The sequence below is a fragment of the Mycobacterium intracellulare ATCC 13950 genome (assembly GCF_000277125.1).
Lineage (GTDB): Bacteria > Actinomycetota > Actinomycetes > Mycobacteriales > Mycobacteriaceae > Mycobacterium > Mycobacterium intracellulare.
Map to the genome: position 1 here is coordinate 2909242 of NC_016946.1, position 19962 is coordinate 2929203.

The window sequence follows — 19962 nt, forward strand, 5'->3', positions numbered from 1 at the left end:
CGATGCGCTACGCTGGCGGCAACGTTGGCTTCACAACACTGCATGCCAACACCGTCGTGGAACGCTTCCTCATCCCACTGGTGCCAGCGAAGAAGATCGCGCTTGACACCTCGATGACCGTGCATCGCGCACTAGCTGGTCTCGCGGCGATCGATTTTGCCACCCGGCAATCTCGCCACCTTCGTGCCGATGCCCGCGTGACCTCCTTGTCTCCGGCGCGGCACCACCGATGCCTGAAAGGCACCGAAAAGTGACTACCGACAAGACTTTCGCCGATCTCGGCGTGGGCAAACACATCGTCAGTGCGCTCGCAGCGCGCGGCATAACACACCCATTCCCGATTCAGGTGGAAACCCTGCCCGACACACTCGCCGGCCGAGATGTCCTCGGCCGCGGGAAAACCGGCAGCGGAAAGACCCTCGCATTCTCGATTCCCCTCGTCAGCCGCCTCTCCCGCGGAAACCGGCGCCCCGCACGGCCCTCGGGGTTGGTGCTCGCACCCACCCGCGAGCTCGCGACGCAGATCACCGCGACGCTCGAGCCGTTGGCGGCTGCGTGTGGCCTGAGGGTCACCACGATCTTCGGCGGCGTCTCGCAGACCCGTCAGGTGGCCGCGCTCAAATCCGGCGTCGACATCGTCGTCGCCTGCCCCGGCCGCCTCGAGGACCTGATGAAGCAGCGTCTGATCAGCCTCGACGCGATCGAGATCACCGTGATCGACGAGGCGGATCACATGGCCGATCTCGGTTTTCTGCCCGGCGTCACGCGGATCCTGGCCGCGACGCCGAATGGTGGCCAGCGCCTGTTGTTTTCGGCGACGCTGGACAACGGCGTCGACAAGCTCGTCACGCGGTTCCTCCGCGACGCGGTCTCGCACTCCGTCGACGAGGCCAACTCCCCGGTGTCCGAGATGACACATCACGTGTTCCACGTCGACAGTGCGCAGGCCAAAAAGGAACTGGTACACCGGCTCGCCTCCGGCGCCGGACGCCGGATCCTGTTCATGCGCACCAAGCACCAAGCGCGAAAGCTCGCCAAGCAGCTCACCGAATCTGGCATTCCCTCAGTCGACTTGCACGGCAACCTGTCTCAGCCGGCTCGGGAGCGCAACCTGGCGAGGTTCGCCGCGGGCAGCGCCCGGGTGCTGGTGGCGACCGATATCGCCGCGCGTGGCGTACACGTCGACGAGGTCGAGCTTGTCGTGCACATCGATCCGCCCAGCGAGCACAAGTCCTACCTGCACCGGTCCGGGCGCACCGCGCGGGCCGGGAGCGCCGGTGACGTCGTCACGGTGGTGCTGCCCGAGCAGCGCCAAGATACCCGGGAGTTGCTGCGCAAGGCCGGCATCAAAGTCGCCCCCCAGCAGGTGACCGCGATGTCGGAGGCGGTGCAGGCGCTCGTGGGTGAGGTTGCGCCCTATCAGGCCCCGGTGCCCGCCAATGTTCCCGCGCGCCAGCATCGGCAGAACGCCGGCGGTAACCGGCGTCGGCGGACCAACACCCGGTCACCCAAGACCAGTTCCCCCGCCGAAGCGGCGACATCGCACCACGGCGCCACCGCGACGCGTCGGCTGGATCGTCGCCGTTCGAGCCGCCCACAAGGAAGCACCAGATAGTCGAGGTCCGGAACGGGTCAGCGGCGCGCCAGCAGCCAGGCCTGGCCCGCTCCCTCGCCGGCGGCGATCGGGGTCAGTTCGGCGAACGCGGCGGTGAGCTCGCCGGGCGCCGCGCGAAACGGCCCCGCGGACGCCCCCACCTCGCTGAGCGCGGCGATCGCCAGCAGCCCGCCGGGCGCCAGGCGTTCGATGATCGCACGGTCGAGACGGCGGTCGCGGAACTTGCAGCAGAGGATGACATCGGCGGGCGCGCCCGCCGGCAGACCGTTGTCGAGATCGACGACGTCGAAGCGACAGCGGTCGGCCACCGCGGCACGCCGGGCCAACTCCCGCGCGTGGGCGACCGCCACCGCGGAGATGTCCAGCCCCAGCACGTGCAGGCCACGCAACGCCAGCCAGACCGAGCCGGTTCCCTGCCCGCAGGCCAGGTCGAGCGCCGTGCCGGCGGTGGGAAACTCCCGCGCGTGGCCCGCGAAAACACCGGGCGGCCCAACCGAATCCAGCGACGGCGGCGCCTTCGCGGCGTACCGTTCGTCCCAGCGTTGCCGGTCCGATTCGCCCATACGCGACACTCTAGGACCCGGCGTCTTCTGGACAGTTGTCTGCTAGCGGCATCGCGCGGTGGAGACGACCGCGATGAACGGAAGTTGTTGGTGGCGCGGCGCCTTCCTAGACTGGACGGGTGTCCAACGAGGCGTCGTTCCAGGCCGTTGCCGCTAAAACCGCCGCCGGGGCGGCCCGCAGGTCGGATCGCCGGCCGGGCCAGACGATTCGCAAAGTCCTCGATGCCGGGCTGGAGGAGCTGCGGGAAACGTCGTACGCGAACCTGACGATGCGGGCCGTGGCGACTCGTGCCGGGGTGTCCCCGGCCAGCGCCTACACCTACTTCCCGTCGAAAAGCGCGCTGGTCGCGGCAGTGTACCTGCGCTTCCTGCGCGACCTGCCGCTGCACACCGACGTCAACGAGACGACCAAGACCCGGGTCAGCGCAACCCTGCGGGACATGGCGGTGGTGGTCGCCGACGAGCCGGAGCTGACCGCCGCGTGCGGCGCGGCCCTGATGGCCGACGATCCGGCGGTCACGCCGCTGCGCGAACAGATCGGCGAGGAGGTGTCCAGGCGCATCGGCGCCGCGTTGGGGCCGGGTTGGCCGCGTGCGGTGAAGTCCACGCTGCAGATGACCTTCTCCGGTGCGCTGATGACGGCCCGGTTCATCAGTTTCGCCGAGATCGCCGGCCAACTCGACGAGGCCGTCAACCTCATCCTGGGCGCCTCGGTGGCGTGAAGACCCCTGCGGCCCAGGCGTATTCGCTCGGCGCGCCGCCTACCTACCCGGTGGCGGCGAGGTTTCGGGAGGGGCTGCCCGCCCGCAGGAACCGACCGAATCGTTCCTTGCCCAGCGCCGGCGTGGCCTTGCCGGCGGCGAACGCGAGTTTCCCGGACACCAGCACGGCCGTGACCGTCTCGTCGTTGCGGTTGACCATCCGCGACAGCCCGCCGTAGGACTCGACCGGATGCTCGGCGTAGCGGTCGAGGGACTCGTCGAGCTTGTCGGGGTCGATGACGACGATGTCGGCGCGGTCGCCCTCGCGCAGCGTCCCGGCGTCGATGCCGTACCACTCCCCGAGCTCGCCGGTCAGCCGGTGCACGGCGCGCTCCATCGAGATGAACGGCCTGCCGGACTTTTCGGCGTCGCGCGCGTGCCGCAGCAGCCGCAGTCCGGAGTTGTAGAACGCCATGTTGCGCAGATGCGCGCCCGCGTCGGAGAACCCCATCTGGATGGTCGGGCTCTGGGCCATCTTCTTGAGGACTTCGGGTCGGTGGTTGGAGATCGTGGTGCGCCAGCGCAGCTTTTCGCCGTGTTCGACGACCAAGTCGAGAAAGGCGTCGACCGGGTGCACGCCGCCACGCTCCACGCCGACCTGCCCGAATGATTTGCCGATGACTGACTCGTCTGGGCAGGCCACGATTTCGGCATCGAAGAAGTCGCGGTGCCAGACCCGGGGCCCGTATTTGCTGTCGTAGTCCTTGCGGAACCTGCGCCGATACTCCTCGTCACGCATGAGCTGATTGCGTTCGATCTCGGTCTGCAGGTGCAGCGCCGCGGCGCCGGAGCCGAACTCCTCGAACACCACCAACGAAATCCCGTCGGCGTAGACCTCGAACGGCACCGGCAGATGCTGCCAGCGGAAGTCGCCGCCGAGGGCGTTGACGACGCGGGCGAGGCGGTCCATGACGTGAATGACGAACGGGATGGCCTTGATGTCGGCCGCCGACAACAGGCTGGTCTTCAGGCGGGGCCGGCGGATCCCGAGCGACGTCAGCAGCTGCGAGACCACCGACAGCGGGTTATTGATGTCGGGGCCGGACTGCAGGATCTTGTCGCGCCGCCGCAGGATCGCGTTCAGGCGGCGCAGTTCGCGCGGGGACGCGTACGTCGACGGCAGCGTGCGCGATCTGCAGACCTCGCCGTCGAGCTTGTCGAACAGCAGCTGCTGCGAAGACATCCCGACGAACCCCTCATCGAGCGCGTCGTTCAGCATCGATTCCATGCGGGCGAGTTCCGCGGCGGACGGCCGCACGTCCTTGCGCGTCGCCCGATCCAGGCCCATCGTCGCGGCGCGCAGATCGGAGTGCCCGATGAAGGCCGCGAGGTTCGGACCGAGGTTGAGGCGTTCGAGTTCGGCCACGTATTCGGTGGGATTGGTCCACGAGCGCGCCGCGTCGAGGTGCTCGATGACATAGCGCCGGGGAATCGCTTCGACCCGGCCGAAGATGTCACCGGCATCGACGCTGTCCAGGTAAACGGTGGACAGCGAACACGATCCCAGCATCACGGTCGTCACGCCGTGCCGCAGCGATTCGGAAAGCTCTGGCGCACAAAGGATTTCGACGTCATAGTGAGTGTGGATGTCGATGATGCCAGGGATCACCCACTGGCCCGTCGCGTCGATGACGTCGGCGCCGGCCGTGTCGAGCCCCTTGGCGATGGCAACGACGCGGCCGTCACGCACACCGATGTCCCGCACCGCCGAGGGTCCTCCAGTCCCGTCGAACCAGCGCCCGTTGGTGATCACGGTGTCGTACTGCATCGGTCGGCCTCCCTCTGCCAGGCGCCCTGCCTGCTGGATCCGCAGTGATCATACATACCGGGCATAGTGTCTGGCCTCGTTATCGGCGCGCCACCCGCCGATTAGCCAGCAACGACAGTGTGGCGGCGGACGCTATGATCCAGCTGTGGGGATCACCGCCTACCGGTTTGCCGTTCGGTAATCATGCGCAGCCACGGTTGGGCAGGAAATACGCCGGCTTCCGACGCGGAGGCGATCGAGCGCATCCTCGACGCCGCCGACAAGATCATCGACGAACGCGGTTCAGCGCTGCGGATCGCCGATGTCGCCCGGGCGCTGGGCGTCACCCGCCAGACCGTCTACCGATACTTCCCCGGAACCCAGGCGCTGTTGGTGGCGTCCGCGATGCGTTCGGCCGACGGCTTCCTCGATCGCATGGCGGCCCACCTCGACGGCGTCACCGACCCCGTCGTGGCCATCACCGAGGGAATGGCTTTCGCCATCGAGGAGCTGGCCTCGGACAATCAGGTCGAATTCGTCCTCAACCAGCGCCATCGCGGTGGCCAGAAGGTCTCGATCATCTCCGATACCGCGTTGGCATTCGGTCGGTCGATGCTGCATCGCTACGATATCGATTGGGAGCATTACGGTTTCGACGAGGCGGGCCTGGACGAGCTGAACGAGTTCTCGCTGCGGGTCCTGCATTCCTTTCTCGCCGACCCGGGCAGGCCGCCCCGCAGCGGCGCCGATCTGCGGCGCTATCTCACCCGCTGGATCGGGCCGGCGATCGCCTACCCGCAGCTGGTCCGCACGATGGATGCGCTGGGCACCGCCGAGCCGCCGCGAACGCGCCGGCGCTCGTCGAAGGCGTCCTGACCGGGACGGTCGAAGTCGGCCGCGTACCGGACCCGCCGGGGCACCGGCGGTACGGTGACCATACGTTTCCATCGATATGTCCGGCCGGCCGGCCGGTTGATCTGGTCGTGGAGTTCGGCGATCCTCGACGAGTCGACGTCGCGACAACCCGATCAAGGAGCCGCAATGGTGGGCTTGGGACAAATCGCACTCGATAGCGCGCCTGTGTTCGGCGGCGTGATGCTCGCGGTCGCGGCCGGGCAGTTCAAGGGTCCCGACTATCGGGGAATGATCAAACAGGACATGGACCTGCTGGACCGATTACCCCCGGACGCCACCGACCGGCGTGCCGATCTGCAGCGGACCATCGACGCCCGCATCGACGACATGGTCGAGGCCGCCGACCGCAGCCGCGCGTTGCGCCGGGCCGCACTGTCCTACCAGGGCAACTGGCGAGACGGTGCTGCTGCTCTGCGCGGTGTTGTTCACCATCGTCTGGTGGAACGTGAGCCATGCCAGAAGCAGCTGGCTGCCCATGTTCATTCTGTTGATCGTCCTGTCGGTGGTCGCCGCCGCCTACGCGTTCCGCGGGGTGCTGCGTGCGGCGAGTGCGTTCGTCCGTAAACGACGCGGCCGGCCGGATTAGGCGGCAGGCGGCGGCTTTTCGTCGCTGGGTGCCGCCGCTCATCGCGCCTTCGTCGCCGCGCCGACCATCGTGTGCACCTCTGCCACCGACCACGGTCCGGACTCATGGTGATCGCGATAACCGAGCACGCGCGGCGTCTGGCGGTCGAAGCTGCCGACGAAACCGCCTGCGGCGACGAGGATCTGGCCCGTCACCTCACGCGCCAAGTCGCTGGCGAGATAGGCGTAGAGCGGGGCGGCGAACTCGGGCGGGGCGCTGTCGAGCGAGGCCCGCATGGTCATCTCGTCGAGCAGCCCGCGGCGGTGCAGATCTTCGATATGTCTTTCGTATTCGAGCCCCGTGGACAGCCGTGTGCGGGCGCCGGGACACACCACGTTGGCCCGCACGCCGTGGGGCTTCAGTTCGGCGGCGATGGCCATCGTCAGGGAGTTGACGGCGCCTTTACCCGCGGGGTAGCCGGTCCCGCCATAGTCGCCCAGAAAGGCCACCGAACTGGTGTTGATGATGGCGCCGTGCCCCTGCGCGGCCATGACCGGGGCGGCGACCCGGCACGTGTGAAACGCCGTGCCCAGGTGCGCGCCGATCAGCCGCTCGAACTCGGCCTCCGAGATGTTCAGGATGGAGGAGCCCGGCGGCTCGGCGATTCCGGCGCAATTGATCAGCGTGTCCAGTCGCCCGAACGCGCTGACGCATTCGTCGATGAGCGTTTGGGCCACCCGCTCGTCGTTCGCGGCGCCCACCACCGCGGTGGCCCGCCCGCCCGCCGCGCTGATCGCGGCGACCGTCTCCTCCACCGCGTGCCGGTCACGCCCGTTGACCACCACACCGGCGCCCAGGCCGCCCAGCAGTTCGGCGACCGCACGCCCGATGCCGCGACTGCCACCGGACACCGCCACCCCGCGCCCTTCCAGCAGGGCGTGCGCGCCGGATCCAGTCACCGACGGCTCCGGGAGAAAGACGTCCCGAGCTCGGCGTAAAGCATTGCGCGCGAAAGGCTCTCGTTATCGGTGCGAGGCGTGCCGCTCGATTGGATGATAAACATTAGGCGAACGATACCGAAGCGAGCATCGACCCCGATCATCTTGTGGGCGCCCCGGCCCGACGCTCTCCAAACACGGCTGAGCGGTGGCGCTTCAAGCACCCCCCGCAACCGACCCAAGGCGGAGCGCAATCGGCGGCGAAGGGCGTCGGATTGGCCGCCGATTCCGTTTGCCGACGAATGCCGCCCCCTAGATCGTCGGTCGGGGAAAATTCGCGACATCGCAGCTCGGCGCCATGCGGGCACGTCAGGTCCCGTCCGGCCGCCCCGGATCCGGGGATTGCTGACCGTTGACGACTGCACGGGGAAACAGTTAAGTGACGGCGCGGAGCCCCACCGGAACGGGTCGCCGTGCGATGCGCGGGGGCGTATAGTCTCCAATGAAGTCCGCTTCTGGACATGTCGCCGTTTAGCTCAAAGCGGCCAGTTAGCCCCAATGGCTACTGAGCTTGGTACTGACTCCGGCGATCACACACCCCGAGAGTCATTCCCCGTTGGTAGCGCGTGTGCGGTGGGTAATCGACAAGTCCCGCGGATCAGGATGCAGTGGAGGCGACCGTGCGGGATTCCCGCGATGTCTTTCTGCATAGACTCAGGAAAGTGAGTCAGCAATGCAAACTTGTTCTCGCGCAGGTGTTTACACGATTCATCGAGTGAACACAAGGTGCGCGGCACGATGACCCACACGATTGCCCCAACCCGTCCCGCTCCGGCGCCCGCCAGACAATCCGACGATTCATACGACGACGTAGTCGACATGTTCGTGGCGCTGCATCGCATGCCGGCCGAGTCGCACGAGTACGCCCGCCAGCGCGAATACATCGTCGCCCGCTGCCTGCCGCTGGCCGACCACGTGGCCAGCCACTTCGCCCGCCGGGGCGAGGGTCTCGAGGACTTGATTCAGGTCGCGCGCCTGGGCTTGATGAACGCCGTTAACCGGTTCGACCCTGCGAAGGGCCCCAGCTTCATCGGTTTCGCCGTCCCCACCATGATGGGCGAGGTCCGGCGTTATTTCCGCGACTACAGCTGGGGGATGCGTGTCCCGCGGCGGTTGCGCGAACTGCACGTGCAGATCAGCAGGGCGACCGCCGATCTCGCCCAGCAGCTCGGGCGCGCACCCAACGCGGGCGAACTGTCGCAGATGCTCGAGGTTCCGCGGGAGGAGATCGTCGAATGCCTCGTCGCCGGCGATGCCTACCGGCTCGATTCCCTCGACGCACCGCTGGGCGCCGATAGTTCCGGAACGCCGCGCTCGGTGGCCGACTCGGTGGGCGACATCGATCCGCAGATCGAGCACATCACCAACCGCGAGGCGCTGCGGGCCCTCGTTGCCACCCTGCCGCCACGCGAACGCGACGTCTTGCGCATGCGGTTCTTCGAATCGATGACGCAAAGCCAGATCGCGGAGCGGATCGGGGTCTCGCAGATGCAGGTCTCGCGCATCCTGGCAAACACGCTGCGCTGCCTGCGCGACCAACTCGAGTAGCCCGTCCGGCACCCAGTGCATTGCTCCGCGGCGTCCCCCGCCGCGGAGCAATGTACTGTGCGATTCGAAGGACGGGCCCGACGTTGTCGCCGGGAAGACCTGGAAGGGAGCTCGATGCGATGAGGATTTCACGAGCGCTGATCGCGGGTGTCGCGGCGACGACGGCGCTGGCGGTTTCGGTGGCCGGCTGCGGCAACAACAAGTCGCAACCGTCGACGTCGAAGACCGGATCCCCCACCTCGGCAACCTCGGCCCCCAGCGGCGCCAGCTCGGCGCCGCCGTCGTCGGCAGGACCCGCACAGCCCAACGATTACGCCAGGCTGCTCATCCAGGCCAGCGACATCAGCGCGCCGGTTCCCTTCACCGCCGCTCCCCCGACCAGCAATCCCAACGGGAAGCCGGGCGTCGAAACGATCTTCAAGGACGATGACGGCAGCCATGCCATCAAGGTCACCATCGCCGTCTACGACGATCCCGAGGCGGCGACCAACGCGTTGAACGCGGCCAAGGGCCAGCAGGGCGGCGTCGTCAAAGATCCGACCACGCAACCGTCGAACGTCGGGACCGGCGGAACGATGCTGATGGGAAACGCACCCGACCGCAGTAAGGGTGTGGTGATCCTGCTCTTCACCGAGGGGCGGGCGCTTGCCACGCTGCAGTTCGACGGCCCGACCGACACGCTGGCCCCGCCAGATTTCGTCAGCGATGTCGGCCAGAAGCAAGACGCGGCCATCAAGAAGGGCCTCGGCGGCTAGGCGCCGCGCAGACCCGAGCGGACCGCGGCCGAGGGGACGCCATGAACGTCATCAACGGGATGCCGGCTCACGCCCTGTTGCTGCATTTCGTGTTGGTGCTCGTTCCGCTGATCGCCGCGCTGGAGATCGTGTGCGGATTGTGGCCGGCCGCCCGGCGCGGGCAACTGATGTGGCTCACGCTGATCCTCGCGGCGGTCACGCTGGTGTTGACGCCCATCACCATCGACGCTGGAGCGTGGCTCTACGACCGCCAGCCCAACCCCAGCCCGATTCTGCGCGAACACGCCGCGCGGGGCGGCATCATGACCTACTTCTCGGCCGCGCTGCTGGTGGTCGCCGTACTGCTCGTCGCGCTCCGAATGGTGGAACGCCGATCCGATCGGCGCCGCGTGGTACTCCACGCCGTCGTCGCGATCGTGGTGCTCGCGACCGGCATCGCGTCGACCCTGCAGATTTACCGCGTGGGCGACGCCGGCGCCCACGCCGTCTGGGGCGGCTAGACGAACTCGTTGTGGTCTGCGGGGCGGCGTCGATCGAGTTTGCCCAGCCCGGTGATTTCCAGGCTGACCGACTTGCGTTGCCCGGCAGCGCCCAGCATGAAAAGCATGTCGGCGATCGGCGCGCCCAGCCAAAATCGCCAAAACCTTTTGCGGAAAATCGTCCACGCGTAGCTGCCGCCGCCGATCGTCCAATGCAGGGCCATCGTAATGAGGTAGTAGACAGCGCGTTTCGGGCGCGCGGTCACCATCTCGAGGTTCATCTCCCACGCTTCGAGGCCCCAAGCGCGGTAGTGCCATTGCAACTCGTACTTGCTCTGGAATTCGTAAAACGCCAGCATTTCGCCGTTGGTGACCAGGTATTCGTCAAAGACAAGGATCGATCCCTCGACGAAGCGGTCCTTGCAGGTTTCCAGCGCGTGCAGGCAACTCTCATACGTATCCAGATCCATGTGAAAAAGCCGGATGGCAGCGCCCGGTCGCTCGGCCAGAAACGGGGCCAGCGTCTCGTAGGTGCTTCCCCTGATGAACTCCACCTTGCGGCCGAGCGCGTCGGGCACCCCGTCGTGCAAGCTGACTCCGGTGTCCCGGAGGAAACGTCTGGCCACCGGGTCCGCCAGGGAGAAGGCGCCGCGCTTGATGACGGTGTGGTCGTCGATCGGCCAGTCCTCGACGAGGCCCGAGAAGGTGTCGAACCCGTACACCGTGCGGCCTGACGCGTCTGAGATGAGCCGCGTCGACCAGCCGGCCCAGACGCCCAGGTCGAGTAGCAATTCGTCGGGGTGATCGGCGCTTGGTGGCGCCAGGCGCGAGGCCTCCCACAACAGCGTGTGGCCCCCGATCTTGCACTGACGCAGTTCGGCGAGCGTGCGACCGATAAACGAACGATAGGCATCGTCATAAACTTCGATGTCCCGCGCATACAAATTGGGGATATACCGATCCCGGCCCTTATAGACCACGCGCGCGCACACAAGCGACAGAAGAATCAGGGCGACCCCGATGAGCAGAACGGGCCTGAAGTAGCACGCCGCAAACACAATGCATGCGATGCCGATAAGAATCGCTTTCCATATGCGGTGAAGCCCCGTCCGATCCACGGTTCGCGTGTCGATTGCGACCACCGGTCAGCCTCCCGATTTCTCGTCCGGATTAGACATCCCGCGGCCAATTTCGTCAAGAGCCGACGTTGCGGTGCCCGCGCCGCGCGTTGCTAGCAGGGCGTTTAAGCAATAAGCGGCCGCACGGGATCCGGCGCGAGGCGACCGCACACCGAGGTCCGCTTTCGGAATCGGCTAACGGTTTTGACGGAGCGAAATTCGCCGGCGGCGGCGCATCGAATTGGCATTCGACGGACCGTCCGATGCCCTCTCCCGCCGGCCCTCGTGACCGCTGCCGGCTAAAAATGTCGGCGATTAACTAGGGTCTCCGGCCAGCTCAGGTAAGCGGCGCCAGAAGAAACAGCCGGAATTGGCGCCGGCCGGCAAGACCTTGGGCCACCCGATAGTTCGGCCAATGGTCCAGCACCGCGCCCCACGCCTCGTCGCGCTCCGCGCCGGTGAGCAGCTGCACCCTCGCCACGAACCGTTGGCCACGCCGGCGCACGGTGACGCGTTGTGCCGCTTTGAGATTCGCCGACCACGACGGGTGACGGTCGCGCCCCCAGTTCGATCCGACCAGCAAGAGCCCCCCGCGAAAGGGGACATACTGCACCGTCGCGCCACGGGCCAGACCCGTCTTGCGGCCCGAGGTCGTGATTCGCATGTTGGGCAGCCCGACGAGGTCCAGGACGCCGATGCGCCCGCTCGTCATGAACCGAAGCAGCGACTCGAAGCGTTCGACGATCGGCGGTCCGCTGCGCAGGAGCAACCGGTAGACGGTCGGGTTGTGTGCCAACCGCCGCAGCGGATTCATGCGGTGACTGTAATCGCGGCGCGCCGCGGCCGGGCATCAGCTCGGTGAACTATCCCCGACCACCCCGGGTTTCGGGTCGCTGCGCCCGATTCCACGGTCCCGCAACTAAATAAATTGCTTGATTTAACAAGGCGGCCGGTGTTCACTGAGGCGATGACCGCCGAGCGGATCGCTCGTTCCGAAAGGTCGACGGGAACCCGAGAGGCGCTCTTGTCGGCCGCCGAGGTGTTGTTCGCCGAACGCGGAATGTATGCCGTGTCGAACCGGCAGATCAGCGAGGCGGCGGGGCAGGGCAACAACGCCGCGGCGTGCTACCACTTCGGGACCCGGGTCGACCTGCTGCGCGCGATCGAAGCCAAGCACCGCGAGCCGATCGAGGAGCTGCGCGCGCACATGCTGGCCGCGGTCGGCGACTCCGCCGAGCTGCGGGACTGGGTGGGCGCACTGGTGCGCCCGCTGACCGATCACCTGTCCGCGCTGGGGATCCCGACCTGGTATGCGCGGTTCGCCGCCCAGGCGATGGCCGATCCCACGTACCGCCACGTGGTCACCAAGGACGCCCTGGCATCGCCGTTACTGGTGCAGACGCTCGACGGCATCGACCGCTGTCTCCCCGAGCTACCCAAGCGCGTGCGTGCCGAGCGAATGGTGATGGTGCGCAATCTGCTGATGCACACCTGCGCCGAGCACGAAGGCGCGCTGGCCGAGCACGGGCCGCGATCCCGTTCAGCCTGGCCGGTCGCCGCCGAAGGGCTGATCGACGCGATCGTCGGCCTGTGGCGCGCGCCCGTCCACATGGCCGCGGCCGGCGGCCCGACATCACCGACAACCGCGTAGGCCGAACACCGAGGAGCACGATGACCGAAGGATCCACCGCCACCGATATCCCGGAGTTTCCGATGACGCGGGCGCCGGGGTGTCCGTTCGCGCCGCCTCCGAAGGTATTGGAGCTCAACGCCGGCAAGCAGCTGAGCAGGGTGCGGATCTGGGACGGCAGCACGCCGTGGCTCATCCACGGCTACGACGCGATCCGCGCGCTGTTCACCGACTCCCGCACCAGTGTCGATGACCGCCTGCCCGGTTATCCGCACTGGAACGAGGGCATGCTGGCCACGGTGCACAAGCGCCCGCGTTCGGTGTTCACCTCCGACGCCGAGGAGCACACCCGGTTTCGCCGGATGCTGTCGAAACCGTTCACCTTCAAGCGGGTTGAAGCGCTGCGGCCGGCGGTGCAGAAGATCACCGACGACCACATCGACGCCCTGCTGGCCGGGCCGAAGCCGGGCGACGTCGTCAGCACCCTCTCGCTGCCGGTGCCCTCGCTGGTCATCAGCGAACTGCTGGGCGTGCCGTACGAGGACGCGGAGTTCTTCCAGACCCAGGCCCAGCGCGGCATGGGCCGCTACGCGACCGAGGAGGACACCGCCCAGGGCGCCGCCTCGCTGGCCAAGTATCTGGCCAACCTGGTTCGGACGAAAATGCAAAGCCCCTCAGAGGATTTGGTGTCCGACCTCGCCGAGCGGGTCAACGCCGACGAGATCAGCGTGCGCGAGGCCGCGCAATTGGCCACCGGTGTGCTCATCGCGGGCCATGAGACCACCGCGAACATGATCAGCCTGAGCATCGCCGCGTTGCTCGAGCACCCCGATCAGCGGGCGCTGCTGCGCGACACCGATGACCCGAAGGTCATCGCCACCGCGGTCGAGGAGCTGATGCGCTACCTGAGCATCATCCAGACCGGACAGCGGCGAATCGCCGTCGAGGACATCGAGATCGGCGGCGAAACGATCCGCGCCGGCGATGGCATCATCCTCGACGTCGCCCCGGCGAATTGGGATGAGCGCCAGTTCCCCAACCCGGACCGCCTCGACCTGCTCCGCGAAGACGGGCCGCATGTCGGGTTCGGCTACGGTCGTCACCAGTGCGTGGGCCAGCAGCTGGCCCGCATGGAATTGCAGATCGTTCTGCCCACTCTGCTGCGCCGCGTCCCCACGCTGCGGCTCGCCGTCCCGCTGGATGAGCTTCCGTTCAAGCACGACGCGTTGGCCTACGGCCTCTACGAGCTGCCCGTGACATGGTGAAACCCGATCTCGCGCTGAGTGTTCCCGATCTGCGGGGCAGGTTCGCCGTCGTGACCGGGGCCAACAGCGGCTTGGGCTTCGGCCTGGCGAAGCGGCTGGCCGCCGCGGGTGCCGACGTGGTGATGGCCGTCCGCGACCGGGTCAAGGGCGAACGGGCGGTCGCCGACATCCGCCGGGACGCACCGCAGGCCAAGCTCACCATCGGACAACTCGACCTGTCGTCGCTGGAAAGCGTGGCGGCGCTGGGTGAACAGCTCACCGCCGAGGGCCGCCCGATCGACGTCCTGATCAACAACGCCGGCATCATGACGCCGCCACAGCGGCAGCAGACCCGCGACGGTTTCGAATTGCAGTTCGGGACAAATCATCTGGGGCACTTTGCGTTGACCGGTCGGCTGCTCTCGTTGCTGAGGGCGGCGGGATCCGCGCGGGTGGTCACGGTCAGCAGCCTCGCCGCGACCCAGGGCAAGCTCGACTTCGGCGACGTCAATGCGCAACAGGGTTATAAACCCATGCATTCGTACGGGGTCGCCAAGTTGGCGCAACTGATGTTCGCCGTCGAATTGGATCGGCGCAGCCGCCGGGGCGGGTGGGGGTTGATGTCCAACGCCGCGCACCCGGGACTGACCAAGACCAACCTGCTCAGCGGCGCCTCGTACGGCCGCGCCAAGCCGACGTTGCAGGCGCGTTTGACGCAGCTGACCTGGCGCGTGATGCCGTTCATGTGGCTCGACGTCGACGAAGGCATCAAGCCGACCCTCTACGCCGCGGTGTCCCCGGATGCGCAGGGCGCCAAATACTACGGGCCGCGCGGTTTCTACGAAACGGTCAGGGGTGGGGTCACTTTCGCTCGAGTTCCCCGGTTGGCGCGCAGCGAAGCCGACATGCGACAGCTGTGGCAGCTTTCCGAAGAGCTCAGTGGCGTCACGTACCCCGCCCCAGGCGCACAATGATGAGTGATTCCCGAGGAAGGGACGATGATGTCCAGCCCAGCCCCAACCCTCTACCCCGAGGGCGTGATCGGTGCGCCCAAGGACCGTCGCGGCCACGCCGCGGAGTTCAGCACCGGCCTGCCGGCCGGCACCGAGGTCTTCTCCGCCGACAATCACATCTCGGTGGCCGACGACATCTTCTACGAGAGCTTCCCCGACGAGCTCAAGGATCAGGCCCCGCGGATTTGGTATGAGGACGGCGCGTATCTACTCGGCCCGCCCGGACAGTCGATGGTGGTCGGCGACTTCAGCGCGGTGCTCATGCAGTACGACGACCTCGCCGGGGCGGCCACCAACAACGTCGAGGCCCGGGTTCGTGAGCTCGCCGAAGACGGCGTCGACAAGGAGCTGGCGTTCCCGAATGCGGTGCTCGCGTTGTTCCACCATCCCGACCACGCCATCCGCGAGCGGATCTTCCGCGTCTACAACGAGCACATCGCCGAGGTCCAGGAACGCTCGAACGGGCACTCTTACGGCGTCGGATTGATCAACTGGTGGGATCCAGCCGGCGCCCGCCGCACGCTCAGCGAGCTGAAGTCGCTGGGGCTCACCACGTTTCTGATGCCGATCAGCCCGGGCAACGACCGCGACGGCCGGCCCATCGATTACTCCAGCGCCGAGATGAGCGCGGTGTGGGACGAGATCGAAGAGGCCGGCCTGCCCGTCACGCACCACATCGGCGAAAGTCAGCCCAAGTTCCCCAGCGAGGTCAACAGCGTGGCGGTGGCCATGATGGTCAACATCGACTCATTCCGAGAGATGTTCTCCAAGTACATCTTCGGCGGCATCCTCGACCGGCATCCGGGGCTGCGGGTCGGCTGGTTCGAGGGTGGGATCGCCTGGGTGCCGACGGCGCTGCAGGACGCCGAGCACGTGCTGGCCTCGTATCGGCACATGCTCGCCCACCAGCCCGAGCGTGACGTCCGCGATTACTGGGACACGCACATGTGCGCCTCCTTCATGGTCGATCGGCTGGGGCTGCGGCAGATCGACGAGATCGGCATCGACAAGGTGATGTGGTCGTCGGACTATCCCCACAACGAAAGCACTTTCGGCTATTCGGAGCGATCGCTGGCCGCCGTGGTCGACGCCGTCGGTCCCGAGGATGCCGTGCGCGTTGTCGGCGGGAACATCAAGAAATTCCTGGGGATCTCCGCATGACGAACTCGGCGAGCGCCGTCGGCTCGGTGCTCGACATCCCCGACGAGCCCGATTGGGCCCGCATGCGCGCGGAGACCGGCGCGCGGCTGCGCGCGGCGATGGCCGAGCACGGCGTCGACGCGCTGATCCTGCTGCTGAACGGCTACGTCGGCTACGCCACGGGGGCGAGCTGGCCGCTGCTGGATGCGGGGCTGTCACACGTGGAGCGCCCCGTCGCGGTCGTGCTCGCCGACGACGTGCACCCGCACCTCTTCATGCCCTTCCGCAGCGGAGCGTCCGCCGAAGCGCCGGTGCCCGACGACCACCTGCACGGCCCCGCCTACCTCGAATTCGACCACGGCGTCGAGGATTTCGCGCGGCGGCTGGCCGGGATCGTCCCGCCGGGAGCCCGCATCGCCGTCGACGAACTCACCGGGGCGATGCGGCGGGCGGCGCCCAGGCTTTTCCCGGCCGGCCCGCCGACGGACGCGGCCCTCGTGGTCGGCGCCGCGCAGTTGGTGAAGACGCGCGACGAATTGTCCTGCCTGCGCAGGGCGGCCCGCATCACCGAACAGGCCATCGTCGATGTGCAGCGCACGCTGGTGCCGGGGGTGCGCCAGATCGACCTGTCGGCCACCTTCGTCCGTCGCGCATTCGAGCTGGGCGCGACCACCAACATGCTGGAGGCGATCTGGCAGGTGATGCCGAGGTCCCGGGAGGCCGGCGTGTGGACGACGCACGGGGATCTCGCGCTGCCGCTGTTGCCCACCGCTCGTGAACTGGCGGCCGGCGATGTCTTGTGGACCGACATCAGCATCACCTACCACGGATACTGCTCCGACTTCGGCCGAACCTGGGTGGTCGGCGAACGGCCGACGCCGCGGCAGCAGGACCAGTTCCGGCAGTGGCGTACCGTCCTGGACGCGGTGCTGGCGGTGACCAAAGCCGGTGCGACGTCCGGTGATTTGGCGCGCGCGGCGATCGCGGCCAACGGTGGCCGCAAGCCGTGGCTGCCGCATTTCTATCTCGGCCACGGCATCGGCACCTACCCCGCCGAGGCGCCGATGATCGGAACGGATCTCGGCGAGGAATTCGACGACAACTTCGTCTTTCCGCCCGGCATGGTGCTGGTCCTGGAACCGGTCATGTGGGAGGACGGCACGGGAGGCTATCGCAGTGAGGAGATCGTGGTGATCACCGAGGACGGCTACGTGCCGATCACCGACTACCCCTACACCCCCTATGGCGACTGAAGTTCTGCCCGACCCCGGGACGTTGAGATCCGGGCGGCGGGAACGGGCGCTGGCCCAGATGGACGAGCACGGTCTGGACATCCTGGTGCTCGGGCGGCAGGCCAACATTCGGTACGTCACCGGCGCGCCGCAGCTGTGGATCGCCGGGACACGGCCCTTCGGTCCGATGTGTGTGCTGGTGCGTGCCACTCAAGACATCTACCTCAACAGCACCGACGATGAGGGGGTCCCGGAGGAGATCGACCACGATCACCTCTACGGGCTGGCCTGGAATCCTATGACGCTCATCGACGTGCTGAAGAAGGTCGACGGCGCGGAGTCGGCGAGGCGGGTCGGAACCGACGCGATCACACCGACTTTCGCGGCGCTGCTGCCCGAGGCGTTCCCCAACGCCGAACTGGTCGACGCCGAGCCGGCAATGCGCGCGGCGCGGCGCATCAAGACGCCCGACGAAATCGCCGCGATGGGGGCGGCCCTTCGTGTCGCCGAACGCGGGCTCGCCTCTGCCCTGGCCGAATTGGCGCCGGGCGCGTCGGAGCGGACCCTGGCGGGGGTGATGATGGAGGCGATGGCCGCCGGCGGGGTGAGCACGCCGGCCACCCAGGACGCCGCGTGGGTGACGTCGCGGGAACAGCCGTGGCGCCGCGCGTCTGCGCACGAGATCCGGTCGGGCGATCTCGTCGCGTTCGCCGCCGGTGCGCTCGCGGACGGCTACGTCGCGGAGGTGGGACGCACGTGGCCGGCCGGCGATGTTGTCAGCGGCGGGGCGCGTGAGCTCTTCGCCCGCTCGAACGCGTTGTACGACAAGATGCTTGCCGCCTGTCGCCCCGGCGCGCCCACCAGAGATCTGCTGGCCGCCTATGAGGCGGTCGGTGAGCCGATACCGCCGATGCCGGTCGCACACGGGCTGGGGTTGGGTTTCGACCCGCCCGTCGTGTCCGCTGCGCTGCTGGCCGCGGGAGAACACGACCAACTCGAGGCGGGCATGGTGTTGGCCATCACCGGCTACGTGTGGCGGCAGGGCGTCGGCGCGGTGTTCCGCCGCGACACCGTCCACATCACCGAGGACGGCGTCGATGTGCTGACCGGCAGTCCTGCTTGGGCTTAGGCGAGGTGGCGGCCCTTCCCGGCCCCGCGGGCGAGGGCGCGATTACGGATATCGAAAACGTATATCGAAATTCCTTGTGTCACTGTGGTTTCAGTGGTCACGATGCGGGGTTTTCTGTCGGTGGCCGTTCCTACACTTTGGGGCATGGGTTCGAGCAGTCGGGATGAGATCGTCGAGGTCTTCGACGCGATCGATGCCGACCTGGACCGGTTGTGCGCGTTGTCCTTTGAGGTGTTCACCACCCCGGAACGGTTGCGCACGCTCGAGCGCATCGAACGCGTTGCGCGCCGGCTGCGCGCCCCCCAGCATGAGTTGATCAATCAGCTGCGCGCCCAGGCCACCACGACAGAACTCGGTGGCACCCTGCGTTGTGCGCTGGCCGATCGGTTACGCATCACCAAGTCCGAGGCCGGCCGCCGGGTGGACGAAGCCGCTGATCTCGGGGAACGTCAGGCGTTGACCGGGGAGGTGTTGGCCCCCACCTTGAGCGCCACAGCGGCCGCCCAACGCCAAGGATTGATCGGCGACGGACACGTGCGGGTCATCCGCGGTTTCTTTGCCAACCTGCCGTCCGGGGTCGACCCGTGCATCCAGGAGCACGCCGACCAAGATTTGGCGCAGCAGGCCCGCGGCTTTCGCCCCGATGAGTTGCAGAAATACGCCCACCGGCTGATGGGCTGGATCAACCCCGACGGCAAACTTAAAGACGGCGAGCGTGCCCGCAAGCGCGGCATCACCATTGGCGCCCAGCAATACGACGGCATGTCACCCATCCGCGGCTATCTGACCCCCGAGGCGCGCGCCACCTTCGAACCCGTGCTGGCCAAGCTGGGCGCCCCCGGCGCCTGCAATCCTGACGGCGACGTTCCGTTCATCGATGAGGTTCCCGATGACGTTGCAGTGCGCCGCGACTTGCGTACCCCAGCCCAGCGCAATCACGACGGTCTGCTGGTCGGGCTGCGCGCCCTGCTGGCCTCCGGGGAGTTGGGGTGCCACAACGGCCTACCCGTGTCGGTCGTGGTCTCCACCAGCCTGCAGGAGCTAGAAGCCGCGGCAGGTAAAGGTATCACCGGCGGGGGCTCGTTGGTGCCGATGTCGGATCTGATCCGCATGGCCAGCCACGCCCACCACTATTTGGCGATCTTCGACCGCGGCAGGGCTCTGTCGTTGCACCACACCAAGCGGCTGGCCTCTCCCGCTCAGCGAATCATGTTGTACGCCAAGGACCGGGGCTGCACGAAACCGGGCTGTGACGCGCCGGCGTATCACAGCCAGGTCCACCACGTGAGCGGCTGGACCACCACGCATCGCACCGACATCGACGACCTCACCCTGGCCTGCGGACCGGATAACCGGCTAGCCGAAAAGGGTTGGACCACCCGCAAAAACGCCCGCGGCGACACCGAATGGCTCCCACCGGCCCACCTCGACCACGGACAACCCCGCACCAACGCCTTCCATCACCCCGAACGATTCCTGAATTACGACGAAGATGACGACCCGGTTTGAC

At 67.4% G+C, this 19962-nt stretch carries 19 protein-coding genes and 1 pseudogene; 15 read left to right on the top strand and 5 right to left on the bottom strand.

From position 1 onward, the window contains the following. Positions 1-2 precede the first annotated feature (2 nt). Together OCU_RS38475 and OCU_RS38480 are read left to right on the top strand one after the other, a co-directional pair. On the top strand, positions 3-254 hold the full coding sequence (locus tag OCU_RS38475) for a hypothetical protein (RefSeq protein ID WP_008257110.1): 252 nt from the start codon (positions 3-5) through the stop codon (positions 252-254). Then, positions 251-1615, top strand: a complete 1365-nt coding sequence (locus OCU_RS38480; protein ID WP_014380215.1) for a DEAD/DEAH box helicase — start codon at positions 251-253, stop codon at positions 1613-1615. The genes OCU_RS38475 and OCU_RS38480 overlap by 4 nt, the downstream gene beginning before the upstream one ends. Before the next feature lie 17 nt (positions 1616-1632). On the opposite strand, the gene OCU_RS38485 is transcribed toward OCU_RS38480, so the two are convergent. After that, positions 1633-2178 carry an SAM-dependent methyltransferase gene (locus OCU_RS38485; RefSeq protein ID WP_009952431.1) on the bottom strand — a complete coding sequence of 182 codons (546 nt, stop codon included), beginning with the start codon at positions 2176-2178 and terminating at the stop codon, positions 1633-1635. A 119-nt stretch (positions 2179-2297) separates the two neighbouring features. Between OCU_RS38485 and OCU_RS38490 the strand changes: the two genes are divergently transcribed. Continuing rightward, positions 2298-2900: a TetR/AcrR family transcriptional regulator gene (locus tag OCU_RS38490; RefSeq protein ID WP_014380216.1), complete on the top strand. Its 603-nt coding sequence runs from the start codon at positions 2298-2300 to the stop codon at positions 2898-2900. Positions 2901-2943: 43 nt separating this feature from the next. Here OCU_RS38490 and OCU_RS38495 read toward each other — a convergent pair whose 3' ends face one another. Then, on the bottom strand, positions 2944-4707 hold the full coding sequence (locus tag OCU_RS38495; protein ID WP_014380217.1) for an N-acyl-D-amino-acid deacylase family protein: 1764 nt from the start codon (positions 4705-4707) through the stop codon (positions 2944-2946). A gap of 183 nt (positions 4708-4890) precedes the next feature. On the opposite strand from OCU_RS38495, the gene OCU_RS38500 reads away from it, so the two are divergent. After that, positions 4891-5562, top strand: coding sequence for a TetR/AcrR family transcriptional regulator (locus tag OCU_RS38500; protein ID WP_014380218.1), 672 nt, complete (start codon positions 4891-4893; stop codon positions 5560-5562). 165 nt (positions 5563-5727) lie between these two features. Then, positions 5728-6187 (top strand): annotated as a pseudogene (locus tag OCU_RS38505) (hypothetical protein). A gap of 38 nt (positions 6188-6225) precedes the next feature. On the opposite strand, the gene OCU_RS38510 reads toward OCU_RS38505, so the two are convergent. After that, positions 6226-7125 carry an SDR family NAD(P)-dependent oxidoreductase gene (locus tag OCU_RS38510; RefSeq protein ID WP_014380220.1) on the bottom strand — a complete coding sequence of 300 codons (900 nt, stop codon included), beginning with the start codon at positions 7123-7125 and terminating at the stop codon, positions 6226-6228. A gap of 777 nt (positions 7126-7902) precedes the next feature. Here OCU_RS38510 and OCU_RS38515 point away from each other — a divergent pair. The 3 genes from OCU_RS38515 (at position 7903) to OCU_RS38525 (ending at position 9967) form a co-directional block, all read left to right on the top strand. Beyond that, complete coding sequence (locus OCU_RS38515; protein ID WP_036396576.1) at positions 7903-8712, top strand: SigB/SigF/SigG family RNA polymerase sigma factor; 810 nt, start codon at positions 7903-7905, stop codon at positions 8710-8712. Positions 8713-8831: 119 nt separating this feature from the next. Next, positions 8832-9467 carry a hypothetical protein gene (locus tag OCU_RS38520; protein ID WP_014380222.1) on the top strand — a complete coding sequence of 212 codons (636 nt, stop codon included), beginning with the start codon at positions 8832-8834 and terminating at the stop codon, positions 9465-9467. A gap of 41 nt (positions 9468-9508) precedes the next feature. Further along, on the top strand, positions 9509-9967 hold the full coding sequence (locus OCU_RS38525) for a DUF2231 domain-containing protein (protein ID WP_014380223.1): 459 nt from the start codon (positions 9509-9511) through the stop codon (positions 9965-9967). Here OCU_RS38525 and OCU_RS38530 read toward each other — a convergent pair. Further along, the gene (locus tag OCU_RS38530; protein WP_014380224.1) at positions 9964-11088 is read right to left on the bottom strand and encodes a class I SAM-dependent methyltransferase; all 1125 of its coding nucleotides are present in this window, start codon (positions 11086-11088) and stop codon (positions 9964-9966) included. The two genes, OCU_RS38525 and OCU_RS38530, sit on opposite strands and share 4 nt — an antisense overlap. 313 nt (positions 11089-11401) lie before the next feature. After that, positions 11402-11878, bottom strand: coding sequence for a nitroreductase family deazaflavin-dependent oxidoreductase (locus OCU_RS38535; protein ID WP_014380225.1), 477 nt, complete (start codon positions 11876-11878; stop codon positions 11402-11404). 138 nt (positions 11879-12016) lie between these two features. On the opposite strand from OCU_RS38535, the gene OCU_RS38540 reads away from it, so the two are divergent. The 7 genes from OCU_RS38540 (at position 12017) to OCU_RS38570 (ending at position 19961) form a co-directional block, all read left to right on the top strand. Continuing rightward, positions 12017-12715 carry a TetR/AcrR family transcriptional regulator gene (locus tag OCU_RS38540; RefSeq protein WP_009952413.1) on the top strand — a complete coding sequence of 233 codons (699 nt, stop codon included), beginning with the start codon at positions 12017-12019 and terminating at the stop codon, positions 12713-12715. A gap of 20 nt (positions 12716-12735) precedes the next feature. After that, positions 12736-13959, top strand: coding sequence for a cytochrome P450 (locus OCU_RS38545; protein ID WP_014380226.1), 1224 nt, complete (start codon positions 12736-12738; stop codon positions 13957-13959). Continuing rightward, positions 13953-14912, top strand: coding sequence for an SDR family oxidoreductase (locus tag OCU_RS38550; RefSeq protein ID WP_009952410.1), 960 nt, complete (start codon positions 13953-13955; stop codon positions 14910-14912). Before OCU_RS38545 ends, OCU_RS38550 begins: the two co-directional genes overlap by 7 nt. A gap of 27 nt (positions 14913-14939) precedes the next feature. Further along, positions 14940-16112 (top strand): amidohydrolase family protein, encoded by a 1173-nt coding sequence (locus tag OCU_RS38555; RefSeq protein WP_029383982.1) that lies wholly within the window; start codon positions 14940-14942, stop codon positions 16110-16112. Further along, a complete protein-coding gene (locus OCU_RS38560; RefSeq protein WP_014380229.1) occupies positions 16109-17344 on the top strand; it encodes a M24 family metallopeptidase in 1236 nt (411 codons plus the stop codon). The genes OCU_RS38555 and OCU_RS38560 overlap by 4 nt, the downstream gene beginning before the upstream one ends. After that, complete coding sequence (locus tag OCU_RS38565) at positions 17334-18452, top strand: M24 family metallopeptidase (RefSeq protein WP_029383981.1); 1119 nt, start codon at positions 17334-17336, stop codon at positions 18450-18452. The genes OCU_RS38560 and OCU_RS38565 overlap by 11 nt, the downstream gene beginning before the upstream one ends. A gap of 144 nt (positions 18453-18596) precedes the next feature. After that, complete coding sequence (locus tag OCU_RS38570) at positions 18597-19961, top strand: HNH endonuclease signature motif containing protein (RefSeq protein ID WP_009952406.1); 1365 nt, start codon at positions 18597-18599, stop codon at positions 19959-19961. Position 19962: the final 1 nt, after the last annotated feature.